Source organism: Candidatus Gracilibacteria bacterium, from assembly GCA_010119145.1.
GTDB lineage: Bacteria > Patescibacteriota > Gracilibacteria > BD1-5 > UBA6164 > JAACSU01.
The window spans coordinates 147444-163491 of record JAACSU010000007.1 but is presented as its reverse complement, the minus strand read 5'-3'; the positions used below and the strand labels follow the sequence as shown (position 1 = coordinate 163491).

At 32.0% G+C, this 16048-nt stretch carries 16 protein-coding genes; 2 read left to right on the top strand and 14 right to left on the bottom strand.

Annotated features, from left to right (window positions below):
* Window positions 1–56 precede the first annotated feature (56 nt).
* The 13 genes from GW846_01185 to GW846_01125 form a co-directional block, all read right to left on the bottom strand.
* The gene (locus tag GW846_01185; GenBank protein ID NDK09372.1) at window positions 57–605 is read right to left on the bottom strand and encodes a hypothetical protein; all 549 of its coding nucleotides are present in this window, start codon (window positions 603–605) and stop codon (window positions 57–59) included.
* Between the two features lie 55 nt (window positions 606–660).
* On the bottom strand, window positions 661–1287 hold the full coding sequence (locus tag GW846_01180; GenBank protein NDK09371.1) for a hypothetical protein: 627 nt from the start codon (window positions 1285–1287) through the stop codon (window positions 661–663).
* Window positions 1288–1349: 62 nt separating this feature from the next.
* Complete coding sequence (locus tag GW846_01175) at window positions 1350–2105, bottom strand: ABC transporter permease (protein NDK09370.1); 756 nt, start codon at window positions 2103–2105, stop codon at window positions 1350–1352.
* A gap of 20 nt (window positions 2106–2125) precedes the next feature.
* Entirely contained in the window at window positions 2126–3049 is a 924-nt protein-coding gene (locus tag GW846_01170; GenBank protein ID NDK09369.1) for an ABC transporter ATP-binding protein, read from the bottom strand.
* Window positions 3050–3136: 87 nt separating this feature from the next.
* Complete coding sequence (locus tag GW846_01165; protein ID NDK09368.1) at window positions 3137–4006, bottom strand: MBL fold metallo-hydrolase; 870 nt, start codon at window positions 4004–4006, stop codon at window positions 3137–3139.
* Window positions 4007–4065: 59 nt separating this feature from the next.
* A complete protein-coding gene (locus GW846_01160) occupies window positions 4066–4641 on the bottom strand; it encodes a DNA-3-methyladenine glycosylase I (protein ID NDK09367.1) in 576 nt (191 codons plus the stop codon).
* Window positions 4642–4644: 3 nt separating this feature from the next.
* On the bottom strand, window positions 4645–6036 hold the full coding sequence (locus tag GW846_01155; GenBank protein ID NDK09366.1) for a DUF4010 domain-containing protein: 1392 nt from the start codon (window positions 6034–6036) through the stop codon (window positions 4645–4647).
* A gap of 27 nt (window positions 6037–6063) precedes the next feature.
* Entirely contained in the window at window positions 6064–7353 is a 1290-nt protein-coding gene (locus GW846_01150) for a hypothetical protein (GenBank protein ID NDK09365.1), read from the bottom strand.
* Window positions 7354–7434: 81 nt separating this feature from the next.
* Complete coding sequence (locus GW846_01145) at window positions 7435–8043, bottom strand: hypothetical protein (GenBank protein ID NDK09364.1); 609 nt, start codon at window positions 8041–8043, stop codon at window positions 7435–7437.
* 3 nt (window positions 8044–8046) lie between these two features.
* Window positions 8047–9714 (bottom strand): hypothetical protein, encoded by a 1668-nt coding sequence (locus tag GW846_01140; GenBank protein ID NDK09363.1) that lies wholly within the window; start codon window positions 9712–9714, stop codon window positions 8047–8049.
* 76 nt (window positions 9715–9790) lie between these two features.
* Window positions 9791–11035 carry a type II secretion system protein gene (locus GW846_01135; GenBank protein ID NDK09362.1) on the bottom strand — a complete coding sequence of 415 codons (1245 nt, stop codon included), beginning with the start codon at window positions 11033–11035 and terminating at the stop codon, window positions 9791–9793.
* 8 nt (window positions 11036–11043) lie between these two features.
* Window positions 11044–12258: a prepilin-type N-terminal cleavage/methylation domain-containing protein gene (locus tag GW846_01130; GenBank protein ID NDK09361.1), complete on the bottom strand. Its 1215-nt coding sequence runs from the start codon at window positions 12256–12258 to the stop codon at window positions 11044–11046.
* A 51-nt stretch (window positions 12259–12309) separates the two neighbouring features.
* The gene (locus GW846_01125) at window positions 12310–13656 is read right to left on the bottom strand and encodes a prepilin-type N-terminal cleavage/methylation domain-containing protein (GenBank protein NDK09360.1); all 1347 of its coding nucleotides are present in this window, start codon (window positions 13654–13656) and stop codon (window positions 12310–12312) included.
* Between the two features lie 185 nt (window positions 13657–13841).
* Here GW846_01125 and GW846_01120 point away from each other — a divergent pair, with 185 nt between their 5' ends.
* Together GW846_01120 and GW846_01115 are read left to right on the top strand one after the other, a co-directional pair.
* Entirely contained in the window at window positions 13842–14888 is a 1047-nt protein-coding gene (locus GW846_01120) for a prepilin peptidase (GenBank protein ID NDK09359.1), read from the top strand.
* 83 nt (window positions 14889–14971) lie between these two features.
* Complete coding sequence (locus GW846_01115; protein ID NDK09358.1) at window positions 14972–15508, top strand: acetolactate decarboxylase; 537 nt, start codon at window positions 14972–14974, stop codon at window positions 15506–15508.
* A 43-nt stretch (window positions 15509–15551) separates the two neighbouring features.
* On the opposite strand, the gene GW846_01110 is transcribed toward GW846_01115, so the two are convergent.
* The gene (locus GW846_01110; GenBank protein ID NDK09357.1) at window positions 15552–16031 is read right to left on the bottom strand and encodes a hypothetical protein; all 480 of its coding nucleotides are present in this window, start codon (window positions 16029–16031) and stop codon (window positions 15552–15554) included.
* Window positions 16032–16048 lie beyond the last annotated feature (17 nt).

Genomic DNA, 16048 nt, shown 5'->3' with positions numbered 1-16048 from the left:
GAAAAAAGAGCTTTGTTCAAGCTCTTTTTATATATAGAAAAATGATAAATATATTCTTAAACTTTATTTCTAGCACTTAATTCTGTAGTATTAGGATCTCAATATCCATCTCCCATTTTTCATAATATAATTCATGCATCAGTTATTTTCAAACAAGATTGCTTATCACTCATACCTGCTTGATCATCATAATCAAAACTTGAACTCGAATCTGATAACCAATATTCATCTCAATTCATTCATACTATTTCTCTCAAGAAAAATACTTGTTGAGCACTATTTCATGCAATTAATTCTAATATTTCTTGAACATCAACTTGAGTTAGCTTTCAAACATAATCCTTTCAAGTAACTAACGACTTAGTATCATAAAACTCTAAAACAACACTTCCAATCTTTATGTGAGATGCATTTATATGAATCATATCGTTTTGAAAACCTTGCCAAGTACATTGACTGAGAGCTATGATTCGACGATTTAAATCACTATGAGACAAAATATCACTTGCAGCTCCTGTAGTTCATGATGTCACAAGAGCCGTTGCAATTCAAGAAGCTAATACAGTTCTTCTATCAATTCATTTTTGTTTCATTGATTCTCACATAAACATTTATTAATAAATATAAAATATTATAAATGTATTTTATTAATAATCAAAATTATGATTTGATATCATCAATAATTTCTTGCAGTTCTGTTTCTTTATAAAAATGTCATTTATCATAAAACTCTCGAAAAATAGCCTCAGGAAAATAAGAATTGAGTTTAAGGGATTGTTCAAAAGGGACAACTGTATCGTCATGACTATGGTAGATATATATTTGCTGGCACCATCTTGAGATTTTGTTATATATTTTTTCCAAATCTATTTCAAAACTTCATAATACTTCGTTTTTTGAGTCTTCAATAGCAGCTGCAATAAAAAATATTTTTTTTATGATGATTTTTTTTCCACTTTTAGGATCAAATATCCCGTCATTTTCTCAGATATATTTCAAGATAAATGTTCACCCCAAAGAACTCGCTCAAAGATAAATCTCAGGATTTAAAAATGGAATCATCTTTTCAAACATTATTTTCCAAGACTCATAATCAGCGAAATCTCTATCATGCAGTGGAGCTCTAAAATATTCCCAGTCTTCTCAAAGTTTTTTTCACAGAGTCTTATTCCAACTCAAAAATTTTTCTTCATACGGGTTATACTCAAGTTTGCGCAGCATATCTGTATAGTTTTCAAAATTCTCTTTCGGCTCTCATCCATTGATGAAAATAAATTGTTGTTTCATTATTTTACATAAAAAAATACATACCTTAAGTGTATGCATTTTTTATAATTTTTCGAGAAATTTTAAGTTCTTATTCCATACCCTCTTTTAAGGAGATAGAGAATAATTATAATGAGTACAGTTATAAGAGAAAAGAGGATTCCAAATGAGAGAAATATATTTATCTCAGATTCTCCAATAAAAGCGTATCTGAGTCCTCAAATCATATAGAGAATAGGATTAAATTGACTCACAAACTGCCAAAATGGTGGGAGTATTGAGATTGGATAGAACACACCTCAAAGATAAATAAGTGGAGTAATAAGAAATGTAGGAATAAGCGCTATATCGTCAAAACTCTTAGCGTACAGTCCATTAAAGAGTCCAAGCAGAGCAAATAAAAGAGCAGAGAGTAAAATAAATACAATTGCGAGTCATATATGAGCAATTGAAATATCTGTCATGAATGCTGCAGCAATAAAAACAAGTCCTGCAACCATAACGGCTCGAAGCATTGCTCAAGCACAGAATCAAAGTAGTATTTTCCAATAGGCCATTGGAGAAACAAATAATTCTTCTATAGATTTTTGAAACTTGGCTCCAAAAAAACTACTTGAGGTATTTTGATAGGCAGCCATAATGACTGACATCATGAGAAGCCCTGGAAATATAAAATCTATATAACTAACTCCTTCTACTACTGAAATTCTATCTCCAATAAATTTTCAAAATATTCAGAGGTATAAAACTATTGTGATAACTGGTGGAACCAGAGTTTGTTTCCAAACTCGAAGGAAACGGGCTACCTCTTTTTTTGTAAGAGTAATAAGATCTGTCATGATGGTAGTTTAAATTAATATTATGTTTTCGGTGCAAGGCTTAGAAATAGTTGCTCCATTCTGTTTGATTTATTTCTCATAGAGAGGACTTCAACATTTTTTTCAGTTAACACTGCAAATATATGATTGAGACTCTCGTCTGCAAGAACAGTTACTTCAAGTGTATGGTCATCTACAAGTTTTGGACTGTATTGTTCAAATCTTTGAGGAATTTCTTTGAGTGAATCTTTGAGATCTAAAACAAATATTTCTTGATTCAGTGTTTTAAGCAGTGCTTTCACTGAAGAGTTTTTTACTATAAGACCTCCTGATAATATAGCCACATTATTACACAGTTGTTCTACCTCTTCTAGATAATGAGTCGTTAAAATAATAGTAGTTCCAGCATCATTGAGCTCACCTATAAAATCCCACATTGTTTTTCGAAGCTCAACATCAACTCCTGCAGTTGGCTCATCGAGCACTAATATTTTTGGATTATGAACGAGTGCTCTTGCTATCATAAGTCTTCGTTTCATTCCTCCTGAGAGTTCTTTTGCTTTTGAATCCTTTTTATCCCAAAGCTCTAATTTTTTAAGGTAGTATTCGACTCGCTGTGCTGCAAGTTTAGGTTCAATTCCATAATATCAAGCCTGAAACATACATATATCATATACTTTTGCAAAGACATCAAAGTTAAACTCTTGAGGGACAACCCCTATTTGTTTTCTTGCCTCTGGAAAGTCTTTATCAATATCTATCCCAGCAATTTTCACCATTCCACTGTCTTTGTTTACAAGACTTGTCATGATTCCAATAGTAGTAGATTTCCCAGCTCCATTATGACCAAGGAGGGCAAAAAAATCACCTTGCTTCACTTCTAGATCTACTCATTTTAATACCTCAAGATTTCAGTATGATTTTTTGAGGTTTTTAATTTCTAGTACGTTTTCCAATTTAATCATCATTATGTAATATTTTCTGCACCAGTTATACTCTTTAGAACTTAAAAAGTCCAATTATTTTGGACTTTTTATAACTAGATTTTTTTATTAATACCATCTAGCCAGTACAACATCTATAACTTTGGATGAAGATGTAACTTCTGTTTTAAATTTTTCTACATCACTCATTCACTCTTCACCACGGAAATGATATGGAAAAATCGTTTTAGGAGCAAATGCAATAACTCAAGAAATTGCACTATCAATAGGCATAGTATAAGGAAGATTCATTGATACAAATGCCACATCAATATCTGTTAATGCTCTCATTTCTGGTGTATCTTCAGTATCACCAGAAATATACACTCTAAATCCGTCTGAATCTATTACATAGCCATTATCTCTTCATTGAGGATGATAATTGAGTGCTTCTTCTCGAATATTATATGCTGGAACAGCCATAATTTCAAATCAAGCAATATTTTCTAAGTCACCATTTGCCATTACGATTGCTTTAGCTTGTAAATCTTCAGAGAGTTTTTGAAAAACTGCGTCGTTTACATATAACTCTGTATCTTCTCATACAATTTGTTCTAATACCTCAAGATTAAAGTGATCTCCATGCTCATGAGTCACAAGAACTATATCAGGAGAATTATATCCTGCATAGGATTCTATTGCTTCAGCTGGATCAATATACATAGTAGTATCAGACCAGTTTAAGATCATCGTTGCATGACTAATTGGATTCACTTCCACACTTTCTCCATTTTCAGTTGTAAATGTATAGACATTGTTAGACTCAGTATAATTTGAAGACATATTATCAGTATTAGAATCTAAGCTTTCAGTCTCAACTATTTCTCAAGTATTTGTATCTGGAGCGACAGAAATATCTGGAGTGGGAGTAACTTCTTGTGAACAAGACGCTAATACTCAAGTGATTCACAATAAAAACAGAATAGAAACAAATTTCATAGAGAAATAATTAATAATAAATTCCAAACAGATTAGTTTATCTTTGTATGAGAATTGTATTAATCTCATTTATCTCATTTTATTTTTAAATAACAATCGCTAGTGTGGTCACTGACAATTCAGACTGCTTGCATATAAGCATATATGATAGTTGGTCATATGAAATTCATACCTCTTTTTTTGAGATTTTTTGAGATTTTTTGAGATAGTGTTGTTTGAGCTGGAACTTCTCAGAGATTTTGAGGATTATTTACTATTTGTTTCTTTCAAACATACTTCCAAAGATACTGACTAAAGCTTCAAAACTCTTTTTGTATTTCTAAGAATACTTTAGCATTTCTAATAGCAGAGTTTATTTTGAGTTTATTTCTTATAATTCACTTATTATTTAAGAGTTCTTGTATTTTTTCCTCTCAGTATTCAGAAATTTTTTGAACATCAAATTCATCAAAAGCTGATCTGTAATTTTCCCTTTTATTTAAGACTGTCTCCCAACTGAGTCCAGCCTGAGCTCCTTCTAAGACTAAAAATTCAAACAATATTTTGTCATCGTATACAGGTCTTCCCCACTCATTGTCATGATATGTAATATACAGTGGATTCTCCAGATTTACCCAAGTACAACGAGTAATCATAGCCTATATTATAAAAAGTGTAACTATCCCTCACAGTGCGGAAGCAACGAAAGTAAAAAGTACTTTTTTTCAAAATTGTGATTCTCAAAATCTATAGGCAAGTGTTCATTTTACTAAGTTATTAGACATCACAGCAATCAGAATCGTCGTCCCTGCAACCACTATTCCAAGTCAGCCACTACTCGCGTCAGATGCCATAGTTTGGGTTATAGCATCAACGTCAGCAAGACCTGACACAATTCCAAGTGTATAATAAAAGAGTCCTTCTCCCCATATATCTTTATAAATTATCCCAATAGCTGCTATAAACTTAATGAGCAAAATAAATCATGCAAATTTGAGAGCCGGAGTGATACTAAATGGACTTTGTACTTTTTCCTCAATGCTCAGTTTATCTGATGATTCTTTTTTAGAGGTATAGTAAAAATATCCAGTACAAAGCATAAATATCACAAACATCACGAGTGCAGGTATAAATATAAATGAGAGTAAACTTGCATAGACAAATGCTACGATAGCTATAACTCGAAGAAACATTACAGCAGAAGCAAGCAGTGTCCCAGTGGTATAGAGTGAACTATTTTTTGGATATTTCTTACTTTCCTCACTCATTGATGCTGTGACAGCTGTAGATGATACGAGACCTCACATGAGGCTTGAGAGGAGTATCCCCGAAGTACTTCAAAATATTTTAGTAAGAAAATATCAGATATATGAAATACCAGACATCACTACGACAAAGAGCCAGAGAGAATATGGATTAAAAAATGCTGTGGTCCATATAGGATGCGTTATAGCATTGGCTCACGCAAATCATAGTGATTCAAAAAATGTGAGAAATGAATATTTAACATCAGGAAGCAGTGGTAATATCACAAATGCAATGGCTGCAAACTTCAGGGTCGTATTTATTTCTTCTCTCGATATTTTAAGTACATATCAGTGAATTATGTCTCTTGAAGAAATAATGATTGAAAGAGCAATTGCTAATATTATAGCTACTTCTTTCGCTCACAGAAATACGAGTACTCATAAGAAATATACTAGTATAGCAGAGATTTCACTGGCTGGAGAGTGATTTTCTCTTTTATACACATTAAAAATATAATCAATGACTATAAATACACTCATCAGAACAAATCAAAATACCGTTACTATGAGATATGTAGTGAATATTTGATCGAGATATTGCGTGAGAGCACCAAAAAGTGCTATAAGTCAGAAAGATCTGATTCAAGAAAAATTATTGAGAACTTCTTTTTTAGAAGTCAGAAATCATGATTTTTTATCAGAAAGCACATCTTTTTGAATTCCGACAAATGCTCAGAGTACAAAACTGAGTACAAAATAGAATATTATGGTTGGAAGATTTGAAAATACGACAAGTTCTGACATAAAAGTAATAATTAAAAAATAAAAATACTAAGATTTTTCAAGTTCTTTTTCCGTTGTCTTGTGTCAATTAACAATATCTGACCACGAAGCTCCTCTACTAAAATCATTATAAGAGCGTTGAAATCATTGGAGTCTTGGTCCATTTGCTGTAGATCATCCTAAATTTGTCGCTATATCTCATATCATAGCTCAAATATGTCTATCTGGTAAGATATAAATGGTTGAAGGTTTTTCAACATCCATTCATTTTTTCTTTGCTTTTTCAGGAAGAAATGCAGTATCAAACTGTACTTCTACAGGAATAACCGTAACATCAGTAATTCACATTTTATGAAGCGTTTCTGGGAAATCGTGAGCTGCTTGCCTCGCTGCTAATATACTTTCTTCATTTTTTCAACTTCACTTAGTTGAAAAACTCAAAAAAGCTACTTGTAAGTCGTATCACTTAGTTCTTGCGTATTTGATTGCTTCAAGTGCTGATATTTGAAGATCTTCACTGGTTGGACTTGATGAGAGTATGTCATATCAAAATATACAATTTTGATTTTCATCAGACTGTAGATGCAAAAGTGCTGATTTCTCAGTTTCACTTGAAAAATCAGGTTTAAAATCTTTCATTCTCTCTGCGACTTTGTAAGCAATATTTCCTTGATTGAGATTTCCAAATATAAATGTATTACACTCACTTTTTCGAGCATCTTTTAATGACATATTTCAAAGTATTTCTACTCACGCTATGGGATTATTTTCAAAATAATCTGAAACTGCTTGGATTTTATCTGAATCATACCCACCATCCAAGAGTGCTACTTTGGGTTCAAATCCATGCACTTTAGCATTTTGAACCGTAAGTCACACAATTTCTATCAGTTGCTCTACATTTGGATTTGGCTGGCACCCAGAGTCAGCAAAAATATATTTTCCATATTGTGGACTCTCCATCAAAAAATATGAAGAAGCTCGTTTTACTCATTCGAGCATTCCAATTTCGTGAAGTCACACACTAATAACATCTCAGGTCTCAGATATATTACCAGCCAAAACCGAATGAACACTTCATTTTTTCAGTTCTCGGGCAGCAATTACAAGGTTATTTTCATTATCAGGCACTTCAATAAACTGTAATCACATTGAAATTAAATCTCTATAATAAAACAGTTCCTCTCTTTTTCAGCATATAACTGGGAGGTGCTGAGAACCATTTATGTTTTCACCTAGAAGTGTTTCAAGTGCTTGGTAGAGCTCTTTTGATTCCTTGATATCTGGATAGACTATCCTAAATTGCATTTTAGGAGCTTCTAAAGTATCTCATTTCATAGAGTATAGTAATCAAATATAATATAAAAAAGTATATATAAAAATATACTTTTTCAAATTTAGAATCTGCTAGAAATTATACTAATCTCCCCATCTTTTAAAACTCGGACAATCTTGTATAACGTTTATAAGTGCAAATCCCGGATATTCAATCGCTTCTTTAATAAGCTCTTTGAGTCACTTGAAATCTTTTGAGTGTCACATCTTAGCAAAACCACAGCCAGCATCTGTTGCAAGCTTGAGTGCATCTATTGGAGCAGTAGTATTTCAGTCTGGAGTAGTTTTTGTTTTAGCTCATAGTGGAGTTGTTGGACTCGCTTGACCTGTTGTAAGGGCGTAGTTCTCATTATCAAAGACTATATACACCATATCTACATTTCTTCGACATGCGTGGATAAAATGCCCCATCCCAATTCCATACCCATCACCGTCTCCTCCCATAATTACGACCGTAAGATTATTATTTGTGAGTTTTACTCAGGTAGCAAATGGAACAGCTCTTCCGTGGAGGGTTTCAGCAGCATATCAGTCAACATACTGACTCGCTTTTCCTGAACATCACACTCCTGAAACTACGACTCTATTATGAGAAGCAATTTCTAGCTCTTTAAATGCATTTTTGAGTGCCATAATAATCAGGAAATCTCCACATCCTGGACACCACTGTATGTTTGTTAATCAGCTACGCATAATTTATTTTTTTAGTGTTTCAAAATCTTCATAATAAAATGGATAGAGGTTGTATTTTCTCAGATTCCTTATTTTAAGAGTTGGTATGAATTTGAGTCCAAATTCTTTGGAAATATAGTTTTCGAGTTGGCCTCCATAATTTCATTCTACAAATATTACTTCCTGCTTATCTTTTATTTCATCCAGAAGTCTTGCGTCGAGTGGTTTTAAGAAGTGTATTATAATCAGACCAAATTCTGGATTATTTTTTACAAATTCTTTTGCCGTATAAATAGTATAGCTTGTTGTAATGATGATTTTTTTAGCACTTGCGTTAAAAACTTCATATCATGATATTCATTCTTTTTGAAAAAAGTTTTCCAGTTTTTTCATTCGTTTTTGTGTCATTGCAACTTTCACAGCTGAATCCTCTGTTGTTGCACCATACTCATCATGTTCATAACTTGTTGCTATGAAATCTCAGTCAACAGTTCCAGGAAGAGTGTAGGGAGATACTCCATCATCTGTGAGTTTATATCGTTTGAATTCTTTGTCAGGATTCAGTTCTAATTTTCCTCTTTCCACTTCAGGAATAATGAGCTCTGATTCGAGTGTAGCTTTTCCGTCAGCAAATTGTTTATCAATAAGAACTATAACCACTGTTTGGTATTTTTGTGCGAGATTGAGAGCTTGTCCTCCGGTATAATATGCATTTTCTAAACTTGAAGGAGCTATGACGATATGATCAAACTCTCCAAAACTGGGGTTCAGTGCCATATTTAGGTCTCACTGTTCAAAATACGTCGGTGTTCCAGTACTGGGACCAGCTCGTTGCGCTAAAACCATAACAAGTGGAATCTCAGCTTGTTGCGCAAAAGAAATGGATTCTACCATAAGAGCAAATCATCCTCCTGAAGTTCCAACCATAGCTCTTTTTCACGTGAAACTCGCTCCAAGGGCTGACATAGAAACTGATATCTCATCCTCTGCTTGTAGGTATGGAACACTTCCATCTTTTATAACTTCAACCAAAATACTCGATGCTGGAGTCATAGGATAGGCAGAATAGTATTCTAGTTCTCAAGCTATCGCTCAGAGAGTCAGAGCTTTATTTCAATAAATAGTTTTTCTTGATTCTCAAAGTCTTTTTAAAGCTCAAAATGAGTTATTTACAGTAATTTCGTACTCTGCAAATATTCTTTCAAACACTTCTAAGTTACTGTTCACAACATCTTGTCATTTACGAGCAAATATTTTTTGTATTTTTGATTTAATAATTTCTTCATCCAAAGAAAAGAGTTTTGCTAAAAGTGATATGAGATATGTATTATCGTATTTAGCGTCTATTTCTAGAGGAAGTATCTGAAATCATGTGAGAGAAATATCTTTTTTTTCTAATTTTAAGAGATGTTTTGAATTCACTATAATAATCGCATTATCTTTCAAAAATGGAAGAGAAAACTCTAGATTAGCAGCGTCTAGAGCAACTATCACATCTACATATTTTGAGATATATTTTGAACTATCTGATACAAAAATATCAAAGTAATTGATTCCTCCTTTAATAATAGATTGGTACTCGATATCTGTATTCACGTGATATCCAAGTTCAGCGAAGACGTCAGCTATAATATCAGCGGTTGAATTCATACCAAGACCTGCAGCTCATGTAACTCGTATATTTATTCGCATAGTAAACTATAAAAAATAGATTCATATTATTATGCAAAAAAAGAAGTATTTTTCAAAAAATACTTCTTTTTTCTCATTAATTTTCCAATGGTGGTCATTCATACATTTGCACTCAATCCAAAAGAAACTCTCAACTATCTTTTGTGGTCCAAAAAATTATCAAATTTTTATCAATATCTAATATACAAGTTTTTGAAAACTTACTCCATTCTGAAGTTAATAATCATCATCCACTAAGACAATTATTATCTCAAGATCAATTTTGAAAACTTTTGCTAATTGATTGATTTCATGAAAGTGATTTCGCATAAAATTCTATAGTATATTGTTTTCAAACAGTTAGAGGATTTTTTCTTGTAATGATGACTCCTCCATTATTTCATACATTAGTTTTTGTAGCTCATCATTTTACATATAAAGAATTAGCTTCAATGACTGAATCTGTATTGTATGAATTATATTGTTGAGAATTTGAATATACTCAGAATCAATCTAATGAATTTTCAAAGCTTCCATTAAAAATTGAACTCTCTAGATAAATAATATTTTTCTTATTTAAATAAGTTCATTTTTCCATATCACAATAAACCTCAATTTCTTCTCAAAATCTATCTATGATATAAACTCAATTTCACTGAGATTGACCTGTTTGCTTTATTCTTTTACAACTTCATTTTGGATTTGTAAGATAGAGTGATGAACCAGATCATATGATGGTCTCTTCATTAGATATATAAGAATTATAATTAAGGTTTGTTAATAATATATCTAAATATCCTGAACCACTCAGTATGCTACTGAGTTCCTGAACAGGTGTATTTGTATCTACTTCTGTCAGTACTCAAAGTTTTCGTCCATATACTTTTGGAAATCTACTCGAATAATCTGCTGCAAAAGTGGTATTGCTGATTGTATTTTGTGCGACGCTTCCAGCTTCTTCCATGAGTGCCATGAGTTGAAGACTCTTTCTGTCTTTGGTAAGGTAGTAGGTATAAAATGAGTCATCTTTAGGATCTTTCCCTCAATTCGTATAATCAATCGTTTCTAAAACATCTGTTCCTACATATCATTGGTACGCAATTACATTGCTCGCTCCACTGGCTGTAATTTCTATATAGTCATCTGGAAGTGGAAGGGATTTACTTGTTGCATAGACTTGAAGTGAGTCTGAGAGTTTTGTAAGTTGTGAATATCTGTTGGAGTCTCGTGCTCACGTCAAATAATTTGAGTAACTTACAAATCATACCGTCGATAAAATACCTATAATCGTAATAACCACTATAAGTTCTACAAGAGTGAAGGCTGGGAAAGTTTTTTTCATATTTTTATTTATTTTATAAACATCATTCATTGCTTATTTAGTAGATTTCAAAAACTTGTATTTGAAATGTAATACCCATTTGCTCTGAGTCAATAGTTATTAAATGTAGCGTCATCAATATGAAATACTGTTGTAGAATTTATAAATCACCAATTTCTAAACCTATCACATCAATTTGATAATCATAAATTTCATAAAATTATACTACACTCCTTGCTCGTGTTAGAAAATGATGACTCAGCAATTACAAAATTAGGATCTACGTCTATTTTTAATGCTATATCAATATTAAAATTATCAACATATCTCGTAATCAACATATCTTCATAAGCTATTGATTTCACTATAGGTCATAAAGAATATGAAAGATTCGTAGTATTGATATTTCAAGCTTTTTGAAGCCATCAAAAATTTCATGTTCCACCTACTACACTTCTTGCTATGAGAGTCCAGCCTCCTCAGTCTGTTTCCATATCACAATACACTTGCAAATTTTCTCATAAAGGTGAAATAGCATAGATTCAATTTCATTTACTTCCTCAGGTTTGTTTTATTCGCTTACAACTAGCCTCTGGATTTACACTTATAAGTGACGCTCACGTTCAAGTTATATTATCATTCTTATCATTACTAATTGTTGCATTATATTCATTACTTGTATTAACAATATCTAAATATCCTGAACCAGCGAGTATAGAACTCAGTTCTTGAACGGGAGTGTTGGTATCTACTTCTGTTAGTACTCAGAGTTTTCGTCCATACACTTTTGGATATCTACTGGAATAATCTGCAGCAAAAGTATTATTGCTGAATGTATTTTGAGCTACACTGCCTGCCTCTTCCATAAGAGCCATAAGCTGCAAACTCTTTCGATCTTTCGTAATATAGTAAGTATAAAATGTATCGTCCTTTGGGTCTTTTCATCCGTTCGTATAGTCAATAGTTTCAAGAACATCACTTCAGATATAGCCTTGGTACGCAATTACATTGCTCGCTCCACTTGCTGTAATCTCAACATAATTATCCGGAAGTGGTAGGGATTTTTGTGTTGCATAGACTTGAAGTGAATCACTGAGTTTTGTCAGTTGAGAATATCTATTAGAATCTCGTGCTCATTTTAAATAATTTGAGTAACTTACAAATCCAATTGTTGAAAGAATTCCAACTATTGTGATGACGACAATGAGTTCTACAAGTGTGAAAGCAGGTGTTTTTAGTAACATTTTATTAATTATAAGTTCTAAACTTTAGTACATCAATACCTATCTTATTTTCTAGATATTATCATTTATTACTTTTATTTCTTCATCTGATAGAGCTCGATTATATATCCTAATTTCATCAATCATACCATCAAATAATCTTCAAGCTACTCAATTAGTATAAGTCTGTCATCATATTACAAAATTTTGGATTCTATCTTCATATGAAGAAGCAAATGTCTCCATTACAGATGATCAAGAACCACTTAATACTTTTAATCAATTTAAATAATAGTCTCAATTAATTCATGATCTTCTCAGGGCTACTACCATATAACTTTTATTTGGGACTTCAAAGTCAATTTTAAAACCTCATCAGCTTGGTGGCCAGTTATCATAAACAAATGAGGTATCATATAATCTAAATGCATGATTTTCATAAGAGTGTGATCATTGTAAATCTTTAGTGTATTGTCAAATCAAAGCTCATCATGTTCCACTAAATAAATTCACTTTTGCAATATAGGTAAATTGATCGGTGTAAAGGTCATATACAAGTTTATCACTTGCAAGATATCTATTTCCATTCATTGTAAGATTTCATCATTCTGATGCAAAAATAGAACAATTAACTTCTCTATTATTTTCATAACAAAGTAAATCATTGTTATATTTACTTCAATCAGCCATTCGTCACGTATTGCTTAAATCTGAAAAATTCATATGCAATACCAAGCTATTATCTTGAAGTGCTAAAGTTCGATTACTCTGGGAAAGTCACAGAAAAATGTTTCATGTTCATTGTAATACATTTCAATTATCAATGGTAGAAATAATATTTTCATTGGTATTTAAAATATCTAAGTATCACGAACCGTTCTTAATACTTGTAAGTTCTTGCACAGGAGTATTGGTATCTACTTCAGTAAGGACTCAGAGTTTACGTCAATATACTTTTGGGTATCTATCCGAATAGTCTGCAGCAAAGGTCTTGTTAATCTGAAGATTAGGAGTTAATGCAACACTTCCAGCTTCTTCCATGAGTGCCATCATTTGAAGGCTCTTTCTATCTTTAGTGAGGTAATAGGTGTAATAAGAATTATCTTTTGGGTCTCTTCCTCAGTTTGTATAATCAATAGTTTCTAGTACATCACTTCAGACATATCCTTGGTACGCTATTACATTTGTAGCTCAACTGGCTGTAATTTCTATATAATCATCTGGAAGTGGAAGAGACTTTTGAGTTGCATAGACTTGGAGGGAATCTGAGAGTTTTGTGAGTTGAGAATATCTATTGGAGTCACGAGCTCAAGTAAGGTAGTTAGAATAGGAAACAAATCCTATAGTTGAGAGTACTCATATAATAGTGATAACAACGATGAGTTCTACAAGGGTGAAGGCTGGGAAGAATGGTCTCATAGTTGAAAAATGAGTTGAATTAATGTATTTCAGTGTACGTAAATTTATTTATATAAAAAGAATTTGTTCTTGCTAAAATTATAATTTACTGTCTCTATAATCACAATATAGTATTTTTCAAAAAATACTTCATAATTACTGACTTTTTATATATACTCAAACCATTAAAATATAAAAATCCATATATGTTAACATTTTTTCTCGTTATGTTGTTCATATTTTGAACAATGTTTGGGAGCTTTGCATCGGTTATAATATACAGAATCAAAAGTGGTGAAGGGTGAATTATAAATTGAAGAAGTCACTGTAAAACCTGTGACCGTAATCTCTCAGCTCTCGAGCTAATACCGATATTTTCATGGCTATTTCAATGAGGAAAATGCAAATGATGTAAAAAAAGCATAGCGTCTATTTATCCAATACTCGAGCTCACTATGTGAATCCTCTTCGCATGTGTTTGATATTTTATGATTGATATTTGAAGTATTTTGGATTGAAATAATTTTGAGATTTTCAGATTATTTTTCTTCTTAGCTATTATTTTTCTGACAGTAATTTATGTATTTTATGATATTTTATATCTCGAAATACCTGAAAGTATTTTAGCTATACTCAATATATGAGTTTTAGGAGCACTCATGTTTGAATTATGTTTCGCAGTATTTTTTGATCTCAGAATGAGTATTTTTCCTTGGATGGAGTTTGTGAACTGAGCAAGTCTCTATTGGCTTCAGATACTCATAGCATTTATAACGCTGTGATGACTCTACATTATTATGACTAGATGACTCAAAGAAGTATATGACGTACTCATAGTTATAGCATTATGGATGATACTTATTTGATCTAATTATTTTATATTCTCTGACTCAATGTTAATTTGATTTGAAAGTCCACTCATGAGTTGACTCCTCGCTGCAATGGCACTTTTTACATTTTTCTTTCTACAAATACTGGTATCTGGATGAGAATGGATGTGAGCGTGAGACCTCAGAATAGCTATAGTTTCATGACTCATAGTATGAATATACCTCACTCTTCCAGCATGAATGATAACCTACGTAAGTGGGAGTATAATCTGAATAGTACTCGTTGTATTTTCAAAAGCGAAACACGGACTCAAGAATAAATTTCAACATCAAATACCATTTTGACCATTTATTGCAGCTTGATACGTGAGTATAATGTTTTTTCATAGTCAAATTTCGAGTTTTATAGCATTGTATTTTTAGTAAATGTAAAGAGCAGTTTTTTTACATTTTTGCTCAAAATTGATATACTTAAGGAATATTTAGAAAAATAAATACAAAAACAGATGACAAAAAAACGAATCGCAGCAATACGAGATTTCATAGACACGGCTGAAAAATCTTTGAAGAATGCTAAAAAACTTCTCAAAGAGATTTTAGAAGAAGAAAATATAGATCTCTCTGCGAATCTAGATTTAGATACAAAAGGGCTATCTAAATATGATAGTGGTGATAATAAAATAGTCGAAGGAGTATTTACTTGAGAAGAAATGCTAGGCTCTGACGGTAACAAGTATCCTGTTCCTGTCAATTACGCCAGTAAATCAAAACTCGTTCAATGAGATAAAATGAAACTCACAATAGAGTGAAGTGGTAAAATGCTCTACAAACAAATTAAACAAATAGAGCGAGAAACAAAGGTAGGACTCCTCACACAAAATAACTGAAAATATCAAATTATATCCGATTGAGTTGCTTACGATGTACTTACAGCCGCTGTAACTCACTTCAAGGCAAGTATTGGTGACACTGTTACAATTTTAATCCCAGCTGGAAAAGAAGCTACATTTGGAGCCATTGAAGCTGTTATGCCGAAAGAATAAAAAAAAATGAAAATTACAAAACTCCAGATATCTCTGGAGTTTTTTATAATATGTTATTTATATTGATTTGGGTTTCTATGAGACGAGAAATTGGAAATGTTTTTGAATTGAGAACATCTTGTAATTGTTCTATAATAACTAAAATTTGTTTTCTAAAAGTTTCTTGATTTTCAAAGTTATATGATTTCTTTATAAAGCTTAATAGCCTATCTATTTCTTGAATTCTTGAGCTGAGACCAGGGATGAGTTCTTCCATCATCACAAAATCTGTTTGATTGTTGATATATATATCTCTTTGTTTATAGAACAAAATTTGATCAACCAGTAATTTTATATCTGTGTGTTCTACTTCATTTCTTATAAGTTTTGCAACGATTATCAGTAATATTTGGCAGTTATTATTAATATCTCTCGTTAATCAATTCTCATTGAGCTGTAAATTTTGTGATTTTTCAACTCACAAAATATCACTTGGTCTCTCAGGTCCAACATATGTTTCTATAGGTAACAGAGCTTTATTCATAGTATCATACTAAAAAA